18 protein-coding genes are annotated in these 17,882 nt (G+C 59.4%); 9 read left to right on the forward strand and 9 right to left on the reverse strand.

Features of this window, described 5'->3' with window-relative positions; all coding sequences use genetic code 11:
• Positions 1-250: 250 nt before the first annotated feature.
• From ACJ8OK_RS23150 to ACJ8OK_RS23165, 4 genes are all read right to left on the reverse strand, one after another.
• Positions 251-1,354 (reverse strand): alkene reductase, encoded by a 1,104-nt coding sequence (locus tag ACJ8OK_RS23150; RefSeq protein WP_033633184.1) that lies wholly within the window; start codon positions 1,352-1,354, stop codon positions 251-253.
• A 91-nt stretch (positions 1,355-1,445) separates the two neighbouring features.
• Complete coding sequence (locus ACJ8OK_RS23155; protein WP_021505463.1) at positions 1,446-2,066, reverse strand: TetR/AcrR family transcriptional regulator; 621 nt, start codon at positions 2,064-2,066, stop codon at positions 1,446-1,448.
• Between the two features lie 102 nt (positions 2,067-2,168).
• Positions 2,169-3,806, reverse strand: coding sequence for a phosphoethanolamine transferase EptA (gene eptA, locus ACJ8OK_RS23160; RefSeq protein WP_033633182.1), 1,638 nt, complete (start codon positions 3,804-3,806; stop codon positions 2,169-2,171).
• 138 nt (positions 3,807-3,944) lie between these two features.
• Positions 3,945-4,586 (reverse strand): NAD(P)-dependent oxidoreductase, encoded by a 642-nt coding sequence (locus tag ACJ8OK_RS23165; RefSeq protein WP_004931317.1) that lies wholly within the window; start codon positions 4,584-4,586, stop codon positions 3,945-3,947.
• A 139-nt stretch (positions 4,587-4,725) separates the two neighbouring features.
• On the opposite strand from ACJ8OK_RS23165, the gene ACJ8OK_RS23170 reads away from it, so the two are divergent.
• The 3 genes from ACJ8OK_RS23170 (at position 4,726) to ACJ8OK_RS23180 (ending at position 6,914) form a co-directional block, all read left to right on the forward strand.
• Positions 4,726-5,655 carry a LysR substrate-binding domain-containing protein gene (locus tag ACJ8OK_RS23170; RefSeq protein ID WP_187212313.1) on the forward strand — a complete coding sequence of 310 codons (930 nt, stop codon included), beginning with the start codon at positions 4,726-4,728 and terminating at the stop codon, positions 5,653-5,655.
• Between the two features lie 23 nt (positions 5,656-5,678).
• Positions 5,679-5,918, forward strand: coding sequence for a DUF1289 domain-containing protein (locus ACJ8OK_RS23175; protein WP_015377731.1), 240 nt, complete (start codon positions 5,679-5,681; stop codon positions 5,916-5,918).
• Between the two features lie 99 nt (positions 5,919-6,017).
• Positions 6,018-6,914, forward strand: coding sequence for an aldo/keto reductase (locus ACJ8OK_RS23180; RefSeq protein ID WP_004931312.1), 897 nt, complete (start codon positions 6,018-6,020; stop codon positions 6,912-6,914).
• 59 nt (positions 6,915-6,973) lie between these two features.
• On the opposite strand, the gene ACJ8OK_RS23185 is transcribed toward ACJ8OK_RS23180, so the two are convergent.
• Complete coding sequence (locus tag ACJ8OK_RS23185) at positions 6,974-8,818, reverse strand: polyurethane esterase (RefSeq protein ID WP_082997583.1); 1,845 nt, start codon at positions 8,816-8,818, stop codon at positions 6,974-6,976.
• 241 nt (positions 8,819-9,059) lie between these two features.
• Here ACJ8OK_RS23185 and sodC point away from each other — a divergent pair, with 241 nt between their 5' ends.
• Positions 9,060-9,581: a superoxide dismutase family protein gene (sodC, locus tag ACJ8OK_RS23190; RefSeq protein WP_033633176.1), complete on the forward strand. Its 522-nt coding sequence runs from the start codon at positions 9,060-9,062 to the stop codon at positions 9,579-9,581.
• Here sodC and ACJ8OK_RS23195 read toward each other — a convergent pair whose 3' ends face one another.
• Genes ACJ8OK_RS23195 through ACJ8OK_RS23205 form a run of 3 tightly spaced genes read right to left on the reverse strand, consistent with a single transcriptional unit; the run spans position 9,582 to position 12,719 of the window.
• Complete coding sequence (locus ACJ8OK_RS23195) at positions 9,582-11,612, reverse strand: FUSC family protein (protein ID WP_060559599.1); 2,031 nt, start codon at positions 11,610-11,612, stop codon at positions 9,582-9,584.
• 3 nt (positions 11,613-11,615) lie between these two features.
• A complete protein-coding gene (locus ACJ8OK_RS23200; RefSeq protein ID WP_015377735.1) occupies positions 11,616-12,479 on the reverse strand; it encodes an efflux RND transporter periplasmic adaptor subunit in 864 nt (287 codons plus the stop codon).
• A 3-nt stretch (positions 12,480-12,482) separates the two neighbouring features.
• The gene (locus tag ACJ8OK_RS23205; RefSeq protein ID WP_004931303.1) at positions 12,483-12,719 is read right to left on the reverse strand and encodes a DUF1656 domain-containing protein; all 237 of its coding nucleotides are present in this window, start codon (positions 12,717-12,719) and stop codon (positions 12,483-12,485) included.
• A gap of 180 nt (positions 12,720-12,899) precedes the next feature.
• On the opposite strand from ACJ8OK_RS23205, the gene slyA reads away from it, so the two are divergent.
• The gene (gene slyA, locus ACJ8OK_RS23210; protein WP_004931301.1) at positions 12,900-13,331 is read left to right on the forward strand and encodes a transcriptional regulator SlyA; all 432 of its coding nucleotides are present in this window, start codon (positions 12,900-12,902) and stop codon (positions 13,329-13,331) included.
• Positions 13,332-13,423: 92 nt separating this feature from the next.
• Here slyA and ACJ8OK_RS23215 read toward each other — a convergent pair whose 3' ends face one another.
• Positions 13,424-13,888, reverse strand: a complete 465-nt coding sequence (locus tag ACJ8OK_RS23215; RefSeq protein WP_004931299.1) for a glycine zipper 2TM domain-containing protein — start codon at positions 13,886-13,888, stop codon at positions 13,424-13,426.
• 359 nt (positions 13,889-14,247) lie between these two features.
• On the opposite strand from ACJ8OK_RS23215, the gene anmK reads away from it, so the two are divergent.
• The 4 genes from anmK to tyrS all read left to right on the forward strand — a co-directional run bounded on the left by anmK (position 14,248) and on the right by tyrS (position 17,873).
• A complete protein-coding gene (anmK, locus tag ACJ8OK_RS23220) occupies positions 14,248-15,369 on the forward strand; it encodes an anhydro-N-acetylmuramic acid kinase (RefSeq protein ID WP_033633173.1) in 1,122 nt (373 codons plus the stop codon).
• Between the two features lie 45 nt (positions 15,370-15,414).
• Complete coding sequence (locus ACJ8OK_RS23225; protein WP_004931294.1) at positions 15,415-15,717, forward strand: MliC family protein; 303 nt, start codon at positions 15,415-15,417, stop codon at positions 15,715-15,717.
• Positions 15,718-15,806: 89 nt separating this feature from the next.
• Entirely contained in the window at positions 15,807-16,460 is a 654-nt protein-coding gene (pdxH, locus tag ACJ8OK_RS23230; protein WP_004931292.1) for a pyridoxamine 5'-phosphate oxidase, read from the forward strand.
• Between the two features lie 138 nt (positions 16,461-16,598).
• Positions 16,599-17,873, forward strand: a complete 1,275-nt coding sequence (tyrS, locus tag ACJ8OK_RS23235) for a tyrosine--tRNA ligase (protein WP_048323245.1) — start codon at positions 16,599-16,601, stop codon at positions 17,871-17,873.
• Positions 17,874-17,882: the final 9 nt, after the last annotated feature.

The raw sequence follows: 17,882 nt of genomic DNA on the forward strand, positions 1-17,882 counted from the left end.
CGAACTGGTGACAATGTCACTTTGTGGTCTCGCGTCGAGGGTGTCTAAATATTGATCGAGTGTACCGATCGATACAGAGTAATTGATCTGCACAATCAATTATCTATTCCAGCGGCGATCGTGTAAAAATCGAACGGCAATAAAGATCAACACCAGGGAACACCGGCCCGCCTCGTGCGGGCCTTTTTGCTTTGCGCGCGACGCATAAAAAACGGCCATGCGATTGCGTGGCCGTTGGGGTCAGGACAGGTTACTTCGCCAGAAACGGATAGTCGGTATAGCCTTCGGCGCCGCCGCCGTAGAAGGTTTCCGGCTTAGGTTCGTTCAGCGGGGCGTGCTGACGGAAACGCTCGACCAGATCCGGGTTGGCGATGTAGCTGCGGCCGAAGGCCACCGCGTCGATGAAACCTTTTTCGATCAAGGCTTCGGCTTTTTCGGCGGTGTAGGCGCCGGCACCGACGATTACCCCTTTAAAGTGGGCGCGCACCGAGTCGCGGAAGGCGTCGGAATACGGTTTGCCGCCGGCCCAGTCAGGTTCGGAGATGTGCAGGTAAGCGATATTGCGCTTATTCAGCTCTTCCACCAGATACAACGCCGCTTCTTCCTGATCTTCGCCGTTGTCCAGCCCGTTGAACGGCCCCAGCGGCGAGATGCGGATACCGATGTGTTCGGCGCCCCATTCGGCTATGGTGGCGTCGACCACTTCCAGCGTCAGGCGGGTGCGATTCTCAATGTTGCCACCGTATTGATCGGTACGTTGGTTGGAAGCCGGTGACATGAACTGGTGCAGCAGATAGCCGTGGGCAGCATGCAGTTCGATGAAATCGAAGCCGGCTTCGCGCGCGTTGGCGGTTGCCTGGCGGAAATCGTTGATGATGCCCGGGATCTCGCTGGTTTCCAGCGCGCGCGGTGTGGAGGTCGGCACGCGCACCCAGGCGCCGGTTTCATCACGCACGGTGGTGCGGGTTTCGGCGTTGATGGCCGAAGGCGCGACCGGTGCTTGCCCGCCTGGCTGCAGGCTGGCGTGGGAAATGCGGCCTACGTGCCACAGCTGTACGGCGATGTGGCCGTTGTTGTCATGCACTGCCTGCGTGATGTTTTTCCAGGCGGCGATCTGCTCCGGGGTATGCAGGCCCGGCGCGCCGGCGTAGCCTTTCGCCTGGAAGGAGATCTGCGTCGCTTCGGTCACGATCAGGCCGGCGCTGGCGCGCTGTGCGTAATATTCCGCCATCAGCGGCGTAGGAATATCGCCCGGCTCGATGCTGCGCAAACGCGTCAGCGGAGCCATAAACACGCGGTTGGGCAGGGTGATGGCGCCAACCTTCAGCGGAGAGAGCAATTTTTCAGTCTTCATAGTGCATCCTGTATTTAATAGACTGGTCGTCTAGTAATGGGCGATAAAAAACCATGAACTGCATTTTTTCAATAAAAATAAGTTGTTACAGTTACGGTTGCGGCGGGCGCAGCAGCAACTCGATGCTTTCCAGCGCGCTGGTCAACGGCGCCAGCGAGTGACGGATCTTGGCGCGCAGCGTGGCGCCGAGCCACAGTGAATACAGCGTTTCTGCGGTTGCCGCCGGGCTCATGGCTACCGACAGCGAGCCCTCGGCGATACCGCGCTCGATGGCCTCCTGAAGGTGGCCGATCACGCGAGCGGTGCCCGTTTCCAGCGCATGGCGCATCGGTTCCGACAGATCGCTCACCTCGGCGGAAAGCTTCACCGCCAGGCAGGCGTTGTGGCATTCGCTGCGGCAGTGGTAGCTGATAGCCTGGGCGTAATAGCCGAGCAGCTGGTGGCGGGCATCACCGCGTCTGTCGGCAAACAGCGCCTGCATTTCTGCATCATAATGCGCGAAATAGCGCTGCAGCATCGCTTCGCCGAAGGCTTCCTTCGAGCGAAAATAGTGGTAGAACGAGCCTTTCGGCACGCCCGCGGTGGCCAGCAGTTCGCTCAGCCCCATGCCGGTAAAGCCCAGGCGCAGGCTGAGGGTTTCGCCGGTGGCGAGCAGATGTTCACGTGTATCCACGTTGCAATGCGTTGATTTGGTCATCATGGTGCCGAGCATAATAGACCGATTGGTCTAGGTCAATGGGAATAAAAAAACCGGCGCACAAAACGCCGGTTGTCTGTGAACTATTGTGCCCCAGCGGCACGCGAAAGTTAAGCGCTACGCCGCGTTGCGGCAGCGTTGCAGGATATCCAACTGGGATTGATATTCGCGGGTTTGTACGTTCAGCATGCCCAACAGGGTGTGGAACAGGTTGTCCTGCGAAACCTCGTCCTTTTCCGCCAGCGTATTCAGACACTGGCGATCGATGCCGAAATTGCGCTGATAGTCGGCCGACATCCACATCAGGAAAGGCACGTGCGTTTGCTGGCTCGGCGCGAAGACATAAGGCGTGCCGTGCAGATACATGCCGTTTTCCCCCAGCGATTCGCCATGATCGGACAAATAGACCAGCGCGGTATTGAAACGGTCGTCATACTGCCGCAGCAGCTTGATGGTGGCATCGAGCATCGCGTCGGTATACAGGATTGAGTTGTCGTAGGTGTTCACCAATTGTTCATGGCTGCAATCCTGGATCTGATTACTGTTGCAGGTCGGCGAAAACGCCTGGAATTCTGGCGTGCTGCGGCGGTAGTAAGCCGGGCCGTGGCTGCCCATCTGGTGCAGCACGATCACGCCGTCGTCTTTCAGGCTATTGATGTAGTCGTTCAGCTTGTACAACAGCACGTTGTCCATGCAAACCTCGCCGTCGCAGTCCTGCTGCGGTTTCAGCTTGGTCATGTCGATGTGCGGCACCCGGTCGCAGGCGCCTTTGCAGCCGCCGTCGTTATCGCGCCACAGCACATTGACGCCAGCATGCGCCAGCACGTCGAGCATGCCTTCCTGGTGCGTCGCCTGAGTCGCGTCGTACTCCTTGCGTGGCATGTTGGAGAACATGCAGGGCACGGAGATCGCCGTTTCGGTGCCGCAGGAGCTGGCGTTTTTGAAGTAGACCACGTCGTCCTGCTTCAGGCGCGGGTTGGTTTCGCGTTCATAGCCGCCGAGGGAGAAGTTTTCGGCGCGGGCGGTTTCGCCCACGACCAGGATCACCAACGTTTTCTTGGCCTGCCTGGCGATCAGCGGCCCTTTACGCGCATCTTCGCCGATCTTGACCAGCGGCAGATTGCGGGTGAAGTAACGCTGTTCGGTAAACTTGATGGTGCCGGCCACGAAGTTGGACGGCGTCAACATCTTCACCACGCTTTTATTGTTGCGGATCAGCGAAGCGTAGTCTTTGTAGAACAGCGCGGCGACGATCAGGATCACCACCAACGACAGCATGACGTTGGCGGCGCGCAGTCCGACCATGTACCACCAGGGGCGAGTTTGGCGAATTTGGGTGAAGCAGACCGCCACCGCCGGCAGAATGCCGAGCAGCGTCAGCCACAATCCCATGCGCGGCGTCAGCAGCGCGGTCGCCTCCTGAGGGTTGGTTTCGAAGGCGTTTTGCATCATGTTGCCGTCGATCACCACACCATAGCTGAACATGAAATAGTTGGCTGCGGCGCTGCCGAGCAAGAAAAAGATGATCAGCGGCTTGCGCAGGTAGGGCACGGTCAATACGCTGAAGATGATATTCAACGCACAGAAGATCACCACCGGCATGCTGGCGGCGAAAATCACGCTGTGGGCGCTATCGAAGGTGATATACGACCAGGCGCGCTGCAGGAATAAGGCGTTCTGAAATAAAGTGAAGAACAGGGCGGCGGCGAGGGTAAAACCGAGGCTGTTGCACCGTAAGCGTTGACGTAACCACATTGCCAAATCGGGATCCTGAAAGTAGATAATGCCTTGAAATCTACCGGATGAAACTTAAGAAAACCTTAGAAACTCAGATTACTGGCGGCGGAGAATACGCGGAAAACGCCAGGCCGAGCGGCCTGGCGGCGGAGCGGTTTAGTAGGCGGCGGTGAATTGCGCGCGAATAAACTGAGGCTTTTCAATCTCATCAACGATAGCGACCGCCAGGTCTTCCACCGAAATGCTGGCCGGCGCTTCGCCGTTCATCAGCAGTTGCGTGGTGCCGAGGCGGAACTGGCCGGTGCGTTTGCCCGGCTCCAGCAGGGCGGCCGGCGAAAGATAGGTCCAGTCGAGTGCCGACTCGTTACGCAGTTTGTTGCGCAGATCGCGCACCGCCTGCGCGCCGGGGCGGATATTTTCCGGGAACTGCGGCGTATCCACCAGTTCAACGCCCGGCGCCACTTCCAGGCTGCCGGCTCCGCCGACCACCAACAGGCGTTTGACGCCGGCCTGCTCGACCGCGGTGAGGATCTGCTGGGCGCCGCGGGTGGTTTTCTCATACAGGTTGTCTTCGCCCCAGCCGGGGTTGTAGGCGCTGATCACCGCATCCTGGCCGCGCAATTGTCCCGCCAGCCAAGCCGTATCGGCGACGTCGCCCAGTGCGACGGTCAGATTGGCGTGCTCCGGCAACTCTTTTTTCTGGCGCGCGATTGCCGTCACCTGAATACCGCGAGCCAGCGCTTCATCCACCACGCGGCGGCCAACAAAACCGGTTGCTCCAATAATGGCTACTTTCATCTGTGTGCTCCTTCGGGGATAGGTTCAGTATCGTGAGGCAGGCCGAGGTGCCTGCCGCGTGGTTTCTACTCTAGTCCTTAACAATAGCCGTGATTAGTGCCATATTCATGCTTTCTTGATTAAGTAAAACTTCATAATCGTGGATAAACTCAATCGAATGGCGGTATTCGCCACCGTGGTGGCGGAGGGCTCGCTGGCCGGTGCGGCACGGCGACTGGGCATGACGCCGTCGGCGGTCAGCCAGCACATGCGCTCGCTGGAGAAGGCGCTTGGGGTGCCGTTGCTGCATCGTTCCACCCGCCGTCTGGCGCTGACCGAGGCGGGAGCGGCGTTCTATCCCGGCTGCGAGGCGATGTTGCAACAGGCGCTGCAGGCGGAGCAGCGGTTGGCGGAGCTGCGGGATACGCTGGTGGGGGAGCTGCGCATCGCCACCCCGGTCGGCATCGGCGGCCGATCGCTTGCGGAGGCGTTGTCGCCGCTGTTGCAGGCGCATCCCAAGCTGACGCTGCGAGTGCTGGCGGACGATCGCATCGTCGATATGATAGAACAGCGGGTCGACATTGCGCTGCGGGCCAACCGGCAGCTGGCGGACGCCAATATGATTGCGCATCCGCTGACCGCGTGGCCGATGGTGCTGTGCGCCGCACCGCGTTACCTCAGCCAGCATGGGGTGCCGGAAAAACCGCAGGATTTGGTACAGCACCGCTGGATCTCCAGCGGCTACAGCGGGGCGCATCTGGATTTGCAGCACCAGTCCGGCCAGCAGGTCAAGCTGCGGCTGGCGGAAGGACAGATCGTCAGCGAGAGCATGAACGTGATGCGCGCCTTTACCCGCGCCGGGCTGGGCATTTCTGTTCAGCCGCTGTATGAAATTGGCGACGAACTGCAGCGCGGCGAACTGTTGCTGCTGTTGCCGGAGTGGCGGCCGGCGGCGCTGCGACTGCACGCGCTGACGCTCGAACGCAATGTGCCGGAAAAAAGCCGCCAGGCGCTGCGCTATTTGCGCGACTATTTTCGCCGCAATGGCGAAAAGGGACTTGCCAGCGGCGGCGATGGCGTCTTCAATTAGCAAGAGAACGCAGGAGGAGCCCCGTGGCGCAGCAGCTTGAGTTTTTCGACATCCCCAGCCCGTGTCGCGGCATTTGTCAGGCCGACGATCGTGGGTTCTGCCGTGGCTGCCTGCGCAGCCGCGAGGAGCGTTTCGGCTGGATGAACATGAGCGATGCGCAAAAGCGCGAGGTGCTGCGCCTGTGCCGTCAACGCTTCCTGCGGCTGCAGCGCGCCAATAAAGCGCCCGACGAGCCGTTGCCGGAGCAGCCGTCGTTGTTTTAACCTTTCCTGATCTGCCGCACGTTCGTGTGGCTTACCGCTTCCCTGTGCCTCACCGGCTTGTGTATGATGGCTGACAACTAATGTCATGAGGTTTTCGCAATGGTAGAACGTATTCGTCTCGCGCCGCAGGGGCCTGAATTTTCCCGCATGATTTGCGGTTACTGGCGGTTGATGGAGTGGGGCATGTCACCGCAGCAGCTGCTGACGTTCATCGAACAGCATGTCGAACTGGGCGTCACCACCGCCGATCACGCCGATATCTACGGTGGCTATGCCTGCGAACAGGCGTTCGGCGACGCGCTGCGTCTGAAGCCGGCGCTACGCCAGTCGCTGGAATTGGTGACCAAGTGCGGCATCGCCACCACCGCCAAGCCCGGTAACCCGATTGGGCATTACATCACCGACCGCGATCATATCGTGCAGAGTGCGGAACAGTCACTGCGCCATCTGCATACCGATTACCTCGATCTGCTGCTGATCCACCGCCCGGATCCGTTGATGGACGCTGACGACGTAGCCGAAGCCTTCGTTGCGTTGCACAAAAGCGGCAAGGTGCGCCATTTCGGCGTATCCAACTTTACGCCCGCGCAGTTCCAACTGCTGCAGTCGCGTCTGCCGTTCACGCTGGCGACCAACCAGGTGGAGATCTCGCCGATTCACCAACCGGCCATTCTCGACGGCACGCTCGACCAGTGCCAGCAGCTGCGCATCAAACCGATGGCCTGGTCCTGCCTGGGCGGCGGGCGCCTGTTCAACGACGCCGAGTTTCAGCCGCTGCGCGACGAGTTGCAGCGGGTGGCGCAAGAGATCGGCGCGGAGACCATCGAGCAGGTGGTGTACGCCTGGGTGATGCGCCTGCCGTCGTCGCCGTTGCCAATCATCGGTTCCGGCAAGATTGAGCGGGTGCGTTCGGCGCTGAAGGCGCAGAAACTGGTGCTGAGCCGCCAGCAGTGGTTCCGCATTCGCAAGGCGGCGCTGGGGTATGACGTGCCTTAAGGCGGGCAGAAAGAGGAAAGCCGGGCGGCGAAAGCGCCCGGCTTTTTTTATGCCGATTTTTAGGCCAACACCACCTGATCGGTGCTGATGTGATCGAGCGAGACGCCGATCAGCGTGACCTGGCTGTGGCCGAAGGCCAGCACCAGATCGTCGTTTTGCTGCGTGGCGTAGTCGCGGATATTGCCGCTGGCGCCTTCGGTGCCGATAAATACCAGTTTATCGCTGGCGTTGAAGCCATACAGCTGGTCGCGGCCGAAATCGCCGCTGAACAGGAAGGTGTTGCCGTTGCCGACGCCCTTCAGGATGTCATCGCCGCTGCCGCCGACGAAGGTCAGGTTGCCGCCGGCGTGGCCGATCAGCGTGTCGTTGCCGGCGTTGCCGAACAGCCAGGCGTCGTGGCTGCGAGCCTGCAGGACGTCATCGCCGTCACCGCCGGTGGCGGCGGCGGCATAGGCTTTGAGGCCTGAGTCCGATTTCAATCCGGCGGCGGTTACCTGATGATCCACTTCTTTGTTGAAGATAAGCCAGGAGGTTTCTTTGCTGCGCAGGGTGCTGATGTCGTCCGCCAGCGTAATGCCGCCCTTGGCGTCGCGCAGGTAAAGCGTGTTGCCGTCGTAGGCGACCTCGGTATTCTTCAACGCCTGCTGGGTATCGAAGATATTGTGGCCTTTGCCGCCGGCGATCAGGTTATAGCCGCCGGCGTCGCGGAAGATATCGTCGCCGTCGCGGCCCTCGAGATAATCGTTGCCTTTGCCGCCCTTGATCAAATCATTGCCGTCGCTGCCGATGATAAACGTCGGCCCGCTGTGCGTTTCCGCGTTGCGGTTCAGGTCTTCCACCCAGGTATTGCCGCGCGTCACGTTCGACAGGTTGGAGACGATAATGGTCGAGTCTTTGTCGGTCAGCGAATAAAACTCGGAGTTCAGCACCCGCATCAGGCCATCCTGATAGAAGAACGGCAGGTGGGATAGCCAGGTCGGAATGTTGAGAATGGAGAACGGCAACAGATTCCAGGCGTCCGACGCGTAGTGATCGTTGAAGTTGACGATATTGTTGGTGGCGGAGGTATGCGGCGCATCGTGAACGCCCAATGACGGCAGGGTCAGCGAGGTGCCGTCGAGCGCGCGGAACACCGGATCGTTCTCGTAGCCGATGTTGATCACCTTGCCGCCGTTTTCGTACTGGGTCGGCGAGGCGAAGGCGACATAGTTGGACTGCGCGTAGAAGCCGCCCCAGTTGGCGTCGCTCTGCGCCGCCATGCTGTTGACCGCCAGCCCGCCGAGGCTGTGGCCGCTGACCACCACGTCCTCGCCGCTCAGCCCGTGGGCCTGCGCGAATTTCGCCACGTCGCCCAGCAAGTTGCCGAACGCCTTCAGCGTATAGCCGTCGGCGTAGCCTTTCGGCCCGAACCCGGCCAGCAGATCGTTAATCACATCGCCGATGGTATCGCCGATCAACGACTCGCGCGGGCCGCTGGTGCCGCGAAATGAGATGCCAATGGCGGTGATATTGCCTTCGCTGTCATATTTGCCCAGCACTTCGGCCTGCGCGGTGGTGTAACCGGCGGTCTCGCCGTAGTAGGTGCCGCGCGCATCGGTTTTGCCGGCGTAACCCAGCTGCGCGGCGCTGATCACTGACCAGCCGGCATTGTTCACTGCGTCCTGCGCGGCCTGTTCGGAGTCGGGGTTCCAGGGGAGACCGGGCAGGCCGCCCTGCGACTGGGTGCTACCGATGAGCGCCGTGATCAGCGTCAGCGGCAGACCGAGCCCGAAACCGGTCTGGTGATAGCCTTCATCGAAGCCGTTATCGATATTGTGGTAAGCGTAGGTAGAGATGGCCAAGGCGTCGGAAAACAGCACCTTTGACGCGTTTTCGTCCAGATCCTTATAGCTAAAGATGCCCATATCAGTTCCTTATGAAGTATGCCGCCTGGCCGGGAAGTGAACTCTCGCGCGTCGGCGGTGGAAACAGGGAAACAACGTTAGCCGAACGACAGCTGGTCAGAGGACCAACATCGGTAGAATTATTATTGGTGCTAAATATTAGGCCCGCGAATCAAATTGGCGAGATTGTGCGTTGGTTAACAGTGCTGGCGTTGGCTCTCCTATACTGATAACTCGATATAGTCATTAAGGAGACTGATTGATGAAACGTTATTGGTATGCGGCGCTTGGCCTGATGGCCTGCGGGGTCGCTCAGGCGGCGACGGTCGACGTTGAGATGAATTTGGTGACCGGGCAGGGTATCGGTCAGGATATCGGCAAAGTGGCCATCAGCGAAACGCCTTACGGCTTACTGTTCACGCCGAGCCTGAAAGCCTTGCCGGTCGGGGTGCACGGTTTCCATGTGCATGAGAAAGGCAGCTGCGAGCCGGGCATGAAGGACGGCAAGGCGGTGGCGGCGCTGGCGGCTGGCGGGCATTTTGATCCGCAAAAAACCGGGAAACACCTCGGACCCTATGCCGACGGGCATCTGGGCGATTTGCCGGCCATCTATGTAACCGCCGACGGCATGGCGAACGATCCGGTGTTGGCGCCGCGGCTGAAAAAAATCAGCGAAATTGAGGGCAAGGCGCTGATGGTGCACGCCGGCGGCGATAACCACTCGGATCATCCACAGCCGCTCGGCGGCGGCGGTGCGCGCTTCGCCTGCGGCGTGATCAAGTGATCACCCGCCGCTAACGGCCGGTGCGGCGGCGGGCTGGCCCATCGCCTGTTGCAACTGCTGCAGCGAGCAGTAGAGCCGCCAAATCAGGCCGGCCAGATCGCGCGCCGCCTGTTCCGGGTGGTGCGCCAGGGCGTTGCTCATGCGCAGCAATTCCTGCAGCGTGGCGTCCAGCGAACTGTGCTGCACGCCTTTCTCCGTCATGATGCCGCGCAGGCAGTGGATACAGACGTTGCGCACCGCCGACAGCGGATCTGAGCGGGTTTGCCAGTCGCGCAGTTGCCAGACGATATGGCTGCAGTTGAGCAGCACCACGCCCCAGCGCAGCAACCAGGTGCGCGCCTCCTGATCCTGACTTTGATTGAGCTGGCTGATGCGATGGTAGATCAGCGATTCGAACTGGCTTTCGTTCTGCTGCGGCCGTTTGCTCAACTGATCGATAAAGTCGCGCCGCAGCGCGCGGATAATGCGGCGGCTTTTGCGTTTGTCCGAGCTGGGACGCAGGATCTGAAACGCCAGCCCGGCCAGCAGCACGCCGACGACTTTAGCGATGTTGTCATTGATAAAGGACTGGTAGTCATAGCTCGGCGGATTGCTGACGGTCAGAAACGAGCCCATAAAGACGATCAGCTGCCCCCAAAGCGCGGCATAAGGCGGGTTCTGCAGCTTGAGCATCTGCATGGTCACCAGGATCGGGAACAGGAAGGCGCAGAACACCCAGAAATCGTCAATCTGGATCATCAAACCGAATTTCACCACGAAGCAGGCGACCGAGAGCAGCAGCACCGCCTTGAGCAAGGTGCTGACGCTGTTGATCGGCGAAGGCGTGGAGGAGTAGAGCACGCAGCTGATGGCGGTGAGCGTCAGCGCCGCGCTGCCGGCGTCCCATTGCGTGTTGATCCAGTAGGCGCAGCCGATCACGATGCACAAAAAGGTGCGCAGGCCGTTGTAGGCGGCTTCATAGCTGTCGGTATGGCGCGCCAGCGAAGTGGCGCGCGGCGGTTGGAGATCGCTGACCGCCGTGGCGCTTTCCAACCGCCGCAGCCAGCGGCTGCAGCGCAGGTAAAGCCAACAGAAATCGCGCAACCGCAGCCAGAAGGCGCGATGGCGATAGTCCGCGGGATCGTGCGGCGCGATCTGCTGGAGCAGGCGCGCCAAGCGATATTTATCGGTGGCGGGATCGCGCAGCTCGTCCAGCAGTTGCGTCAGCACCGGCATCAGATTGACGGGGCGATCCGGCCAGTTCAGCAGCATGCGGCGCAGGCTGGAGATGACGCTGGTAATGCGCAGCTGCTGGTGCAGCAGATAGTTGAGCAGGTTATTTTGCCGCCGCAGCCGGTAGTGGCTCCAGAATGCCTGAATGCGCAGCAGGTTCATGGTCAGGATCTGGCCGATGACCCCTTCGTGCGATGTGCGCATCTGCGCGGTGACCTCCGGCTGCCACAGCATGGCGGCGTGCTCCAGCAGGCGCAGTTGCATGCGCCGCAGCGAGGTCAGCAGGGCTTCGCCGTCGGAGGTGCTGGGCAGGATCATCATCATCAACCCGCCGCACAGAATGCCGGTGATCACTTCGCAAACCCGCGCCTGGGCGATGTCGAAGATCTGCTGGGTATCGGTGACGTTGACCGTGCCGAAGGCGATGATGGCGGCGGTATAGCCCGCCAGCGCGAAGGCATAAGAGACGTTGTTTTGGTAATGGTTGGAGACGTAGGTGCATAGCCCGATCCAGGCGGCGATGAACAGCGTAAACAGCCAGGGATCGTTCAGGCAGTGCCCGGCGATCGCCACCGAGGCGGCGGCGCCCACCAGGCTGCCGAAGATGCGGCCGATGCTTTTGCTGATCACGCCGCCGATGGTGGGGAAGCTCACCACCGCGGCGGAGGTGAGCGCCCAATAGGGTTCGTCGAGCTCGAGCACGAACGCGACCCACAGCGCCAGACACATCGCCAGCGAGTTGCGCAGCGCATAGCGCCATTGGCCGCCGGTCGCCTTACCCCAGGGGGTACGGCTCCACTCCAGAAAGGGCAGGTTCACACTTTAGTTCCGCTGATGAATCGAAATGGTGCAGGTGGTGCCGGCAACCAGCGTCAAATCGGCGGGCACGTTGAGCAATTTTATCCGCACCGGCACGCGCTGAGCCAAACGCACCCAGGGAACATTAGGCTTAACGTCCATTAATAGATCGTTGTTGCTGTCAACGCTCTGATCGTAAATGGCACGGCCGATACTCTCTACTTCCCCCTGCAGCGGGGTGTTGCCGTTATATAAGACAATATCGGCTTTATTGCCTTCTTTTATATGTTTCAGCTTGGTTTCTTCGAAATAACCGAGTACATAAAACGAATGGACATCCACCAGCGCGACCAAAGGCGTGCCGGCGTTGGCGTAGTTCCCGACCCGCGCCTGCAGATTGGTGATATAACCGTCGGTCGGCGCGTAAATTTTGGTTTTGCTCAAATTCCATTTGGCCTGTTCCAGGTTGGCCAGGGCGGCTTTATAGGCGGCCTTCATTGCCTGAGCGGCTAAATTGGACTCATCCAAATCTTCAGCGGAAATAACGTTGCGCGGCAAGCCGCGGCGGCGGGCAGCCTCGTGGTCTGCTTTGGCCAGATCCGATTGCGCTTTTGCCACCGCGGCCTCGGCATTGTCCAGCGCGATCTGGTAGGGCACCGGGTCGAGGGTAAAAATCAGACTTCCCGCAGGTACGAACTGATTGTCATTCGCGCTTATTTTCTCTAATCTTCCAGAGACTTCAGGGGTGATATTGACGAGTTCGGCGCGCACTTTTCCATCACGGGTCCATGGGGATTGCATATAATAATTCCAGAGCCACCAACCGGCGCAGACGGCAATGGCGCAGACGATCACCGTAGAGAAGTATTTTAATGTTTTATGCTGCATGGGTTACCAACTCGCTAAAATCCATAAGGAACCGCTGACGGTCAGAACGAAAATGGACAGGTCCATCAACATGGGATGCCAGATTTCACCGGAATACATCCAGTCTCTCAGCAGTTGATGAATCAGCAGCCATAAGACCAGTCCTAGTAAAAAAGCTTTAAATATAGGTGGAAAATAAAGCGATGCCCCCAGGACCAAATCGGGTAAGGGGGATGAGGTGTGTAACCATGATGTATTCACATTAACAATCCCTAAGGGTGAATATGTTGAATATTTGCATAACGATTAAACGATAACGGCCGAAAATAGTGGCTATTTCCACAATATACATTATATACATTTGTGTTTTTAATGTGAGTTACCCAAAATAGTCTAAACTCTGGGAGGTAATGTTAGCATGCTAATTATAAGGAGGGAGAAGTGGAGTCAACATTAGGTTCAGATTTAGCACGATTAGTTCGTGTTTGGCGCGCGCTCATCGATCATCGGCTCAAGCCGTTGGAGCTGACCCAAACGCACTGGGTCACTTTGCACAATATCAATCGTTTGCCGCCGGAGCAGTCGCAAATCCAGTTGGCCAAGGCGATCGGTATCGAGCAACCGTCACTGGTTCGCACGCTGGACCAATTGGAGGAGAAGGGGCTGATCACGCGTCACACCTGTGCCAACGATCGCCGCGCGAAGCGCATCAAGCTGACCGAAGCGGCCGATCCGATCATCAGGGAAGTGGACAGTGTGATCACGTCTACACGCAGTGAGATTTTAAGCGGCATTACCGCCGACGAAGTGCATCTGTTGGTAGGGCTGATTGGCAAGTTAGAACAAAATATCACCGAACTGCAGAACAAATAATAATATTCTTATTTTCTACGATTACAGTTTCACAGCATCAGAAATAAAACCGGAGGCGATTGCCTCCGGTTTGCCGTTTGTCGCCGACTGACTTACAGCGGGGAAACGGTGATGGTGTCGCCCATGCGCGCCATGCGCACACGCTGGCCAGGGCTGAACTTGCTGTCGCCCGCTTTCTGTACCACCACGATGTTCTCTTTCTGGTCGGTCTTGATTTCCAGCTCGTAGCCGGAGGTACGACCGGCCACTTCACCGATGCTGTTACCTGCCGCGCCGCCGGCAATAGCGCCCGCCGCGGTAGCCAGCGTACGACCGGTGCCGCCGCCAACGGTGTTGCCCAACAGCCCGCCAATCACCGCGCCGCCGATCATCCCCATGGCGTTGGAGCCTTCGCCGCCCTGAATTTTAACCGGACGTACGGAAACCAGCGTCCCGTAGGTGACGGTCTGTACCTGTTTGGCCTGCGAGGACGAGTAGACATCGCCGGACATGGATTCATTGGCACAGCCGGCCAGCGTAACGGCGGCGACGGCGACGACGAGAAGACGCTTGATCATATAAAACTCCTGATGGTAGTAGTCCATAGCCTGGCAATGCTCACCAGGCAAGATTCAGTGAAAATGATAGACAAAGTATGGCTGAAAGTTGACACACCGCCATGCTTCATCGCTGCATGCAGCTTAACTTTTCTCTGTTCAACCAATAATAAACCGCGGTTTACCTTTATGACAGCCTTGGCGACATTCCGTCGCCTGTTATGGCACGGTTTAACACATAGCCCGTGCCACAGCGGCGCCAGAAGGCATCTGGCTCACGATGCGTAAAAAAAGCATCATAATTCATGGCGTTAATCCGGCAATTCTGGTTTATTTGTCAGGATAAATTTTGCTTACTGCGCGGGTTAGAGGATGTTGCTATGAAGTCAGGCCGCTATATAGGCGTCATGTCCGGCACCAGTCTGGACGGAATCGATGTGGTATTGGCCGCGATCGACGATCGCATGGTGGCGCAGCAGGCCAGCTATAGCCATCCGATGCCGATGGCGTTGAAAAAAGAGATCCTGGGGATGTGCCAGGGGCAGCAAACTACGTTGGCCGCCGTCGGCCGGCTGGACGCGCAGTTGGGTACGCTGTTCGGTGAGGCGGTGCTCGGCCTGCTAAAGCAAACCGGCATCGACGCGGAGCAGGTCACCGCCATCGGTTGCCACGGGCAGACGGTGTGGCACGAGCCGGAAGGCGACGCGCGTTTCTCGATGCAGCTCGGCGATAACAACCGCATCGCCGCGCTGACCAATATCACCACCGTCGGCGATTTCCGCCGGCGCGACATGGCGTACGGCGGGCAGGGCGCCCCGCTGGTGCCGGCGTTTCATCAGGCGCTGCTGGGGCATCCCGTCGAGCGGCGCATGGTGCTAAACGTCGGCGGCATCGCCAACCTTTCTCTGCTGTTGCCCGGTACGGCGGTACGCGGTTTCGATACCGGGCCGGGCAACATGCTGATGGACGCCTGGGTGTGGCGCCACCGCGCGCAGCCTTATGATCAGGACGGCGGCTGGGCGATGCAGGGGCGAGTCTGCTTGCCGTTGTTGCAGCAGATGCTGGCGGATCCGTACTTCGCGCAGCCGGCGCCGAAAAGCACCGGCCGCGAGTATTTCAATATCGCTTGGCTGGAGCGGCAGCTGGCCGGATTGCCGGCGATGGCGCCGGTCGACGTTCAGGCCACGCTCACGGAACTGACCGCCGTCAGCATCAGCGAACAGGTGCAGCTGGCCGGCGGGTGCGAACGTCTGTTGGTGTGCGGCGGCGGGGCGCGCAACACGCTGCTGATGGCGCGTTTGTCGGCGCTGCTGCCGGGCACGGAAGTTGGGCTGACCGACGATTTCGGCGTCAGCGGTGACGACATGGAGGCGTTGGCCTTTGCCTGGCTGGCCTTCCGTACGCTGTCCGGCCAGGCCGGCAACCTGCCTTCGGTAACCGGCGCCAGCCGTGAAACGGTGCTGGGTGGGATTTATCCGGTTTTGCCATTGGGGGGCCGTTAGCTCTGTTAGGATAGCCGGTGAAGGATTTTTCTAAGGAGCAACAGCATGAAAAAAGTCATTTTCGTCGCCGGCGCGCTGGCGCTGTCCGGCTGCAGTTACATCCTGCCGCAGAGCAGCCAGACGATGCACTATCAGTGTGGCACCACGCCGCTGACGGTGGCGCTCGACGGCAAGGCGAGTGAAGTCAGCCTGCTGATGGATGGCGAGCAGCTGCATCTTAAGCAGGTGCTGGCGCTGACCGGCGCCAAATACAGCGACGGTAAATACACTTTTTGGTCGAAAGACCGTAACGCCTATCTTGAGCGCAACGGTAAGGTAGTCATGAGCGACTGCGTGTTGACGGAGTGAGGGTTGACGGCGGCGTCGGAGCGATTGAGTTCCTGACGCCGCAGGCGCAGAATGTAACGACGGATTTTTTCAGTTGGTCGATAACCCAGATGATTGAAAAGAATGAGTTTGATGTTGCGGACCTGCGCCGTGAATACACCCGGGGCGGCCTGCGCCGCAACGATCTGACCGCCAGCCCGCTCGAACTGTTCGAGCGTTGGTTGAAACAGGCCTGCGACGCGCGCCTGGCGGATCCCACCGCCATGTGCGTCGCGACCGTCGACGAACACGGCCAGCCTTATCAACGCATCGTGCTGCTGAAGCATTTCGATGAGCAGGGGCTGGTGTTTTACACCAACCTCGGCAGCCGCAAGGCGCAACAGCTGGCGCACAACCCGCATATCAGCCTGCTGTTCCCCTGGCACATGCTCGATCGCCAGGTGATTTTCCTCGGCCAGGCGGAGCGTCTGTCGACGCTCGACGTGCTGAAGTATTTCAACAGCCGGCCGAAGGACAGCCAGATCGGCGCCTGGGTCTCGCAGCAATCGTCGCGCATTTCCGCGCGCGGCGTGCTGGAGAGCAAATTCCTCGAGCTGAAGCAGAAGTTCCAGCAGGGCGAGGTGCCGTTGCCGAGTTTCTGGGGCGGATTCCGCGTGAAATTCGACTCCGTCGAGTTCTGGCAGGGGGGCGCCCATCGCCTGCATGACCGTTTCCTGTATCAGCGGGACGGGAATGACTGGAAAATTGACCGACTGGCACCCTGAAGGCGGAAAATCCTCTCTAAGCGCTGGTGCTGATGCCGCCGGCGCTTTATTCTATGCGTTACCCTGAATTTTTATTTCGCCACTGGGCGAAAGGCCGTGTACCGGCAAAGGTGCATTCGTTTATACATGGAGTCATTGATGGCAAGCAGCAACTTGATTAAACAACTGCAAGAGCGGGGCCTCGTTGCCCAGGTTACGGATGAGGAAGCGTTAGCGGAGCGACTGGCGCAAGGGCCAATTGCACTGTATTGCGGTTTCGATCCGACCGCTGACAGCTTGCATTTGGGCCATCTGGTTCCTCTGTTGTGCCTGAAGCGCTTCCAGCTGGCCGGCCACAAGCCGGTAGCGTTGGTGGGCGGCGCCACCGGCCTCATCGGCGATCCGAGCTTCAAAGCGGCGGAGCGCAAGCTGAACACCACCGATACGGTGAACGAGTGGGTCGAGAAGATCCGCAAACAGGTTTCCCCGTTCCTCGATTTCGACTGCGGCAGCAACAGCGCTATCGCGGCCAACAACTACGACTGGTTCGGCGGCATGAACGTGCTGACCTTCCTGCGTGATATCGGCAAGCACTTCTCCGTCAACCAGATGATTAACAAGGAAGCGGTTAAGCAGCGTCTGAATCGCGACGACTCCGGCATCTCCTTCACCGAGTTCTCTTATAACCTGCTGCAGGGCTACGATTTCTCCGAGCTGTATAACCGCCACCAGGTGGAGCTGCAGATCGGCGGTTCCGATCAGTGGGGCAACATCACCTCGGGTATCGATCTGACGCGCCGTCAGCATCAGAAGCAGGTGTTCGGCCTGACCGTGCCGTTGATCACCAAAGCCGACGGCACCAAGTTCGGTAAAACCGAGGGCGGCGCGGTCTGGCTGGCGCCGGAAAAAACCAGCCCGTACAAGTTCTACCAGTTCTGGATCAACACCGCCGACGCCGACGTCTACCGCTTCCTGAAGTTCTTCACCTTCATGAGCCTGGAAGACATCAACGCGCTGGAAGAAGAAGACAAGAACAGCGGTAAGGCGCCGCGCGCCCAATACGTGCTGGCGGAAGAAGTGACCGGCATGGTGCACGGTGCGGAAGGCCTGGCGGCCGCCAAGCGCATCACCCAGAGTCTGTTCTCCGGTGCGCTGCACGACATGACCGAGGCGGACTTCGCCCAGCTGGCGCAGGACGGCATGCCGACCATCAAACTGGACCGCGACGCCGATCTGCAGCAAGCGCTGGTGAATGCCGAACTGGTGCCGTCACGCGGCCAGGCGCGCACCATGATCGGCTCCAACGCGGTAACCATCAACGGCGAGAAGCAGTCCGATGCCGAATACCGCTTCAGCGATTCAGACCGTCTGTTCGGCCGCTACACGCTGTTGCGTCGCGGCAAAAAGCATTACTGCCTGGTGGATTGGCAGTAAATAAAATAG

Origin of the sequence: Serratia sp. CY71090 (assembly GCF_052166845.1) — a bacterium.
In the GTDB taxonomy this organism is placed as follows: domain Bacteria; phylum Pseudomonadota; class Gammaproteobacteria; order Enterobacterales; family Enterobacteriaceae; genus Serratia; species Serratia nematodiphila.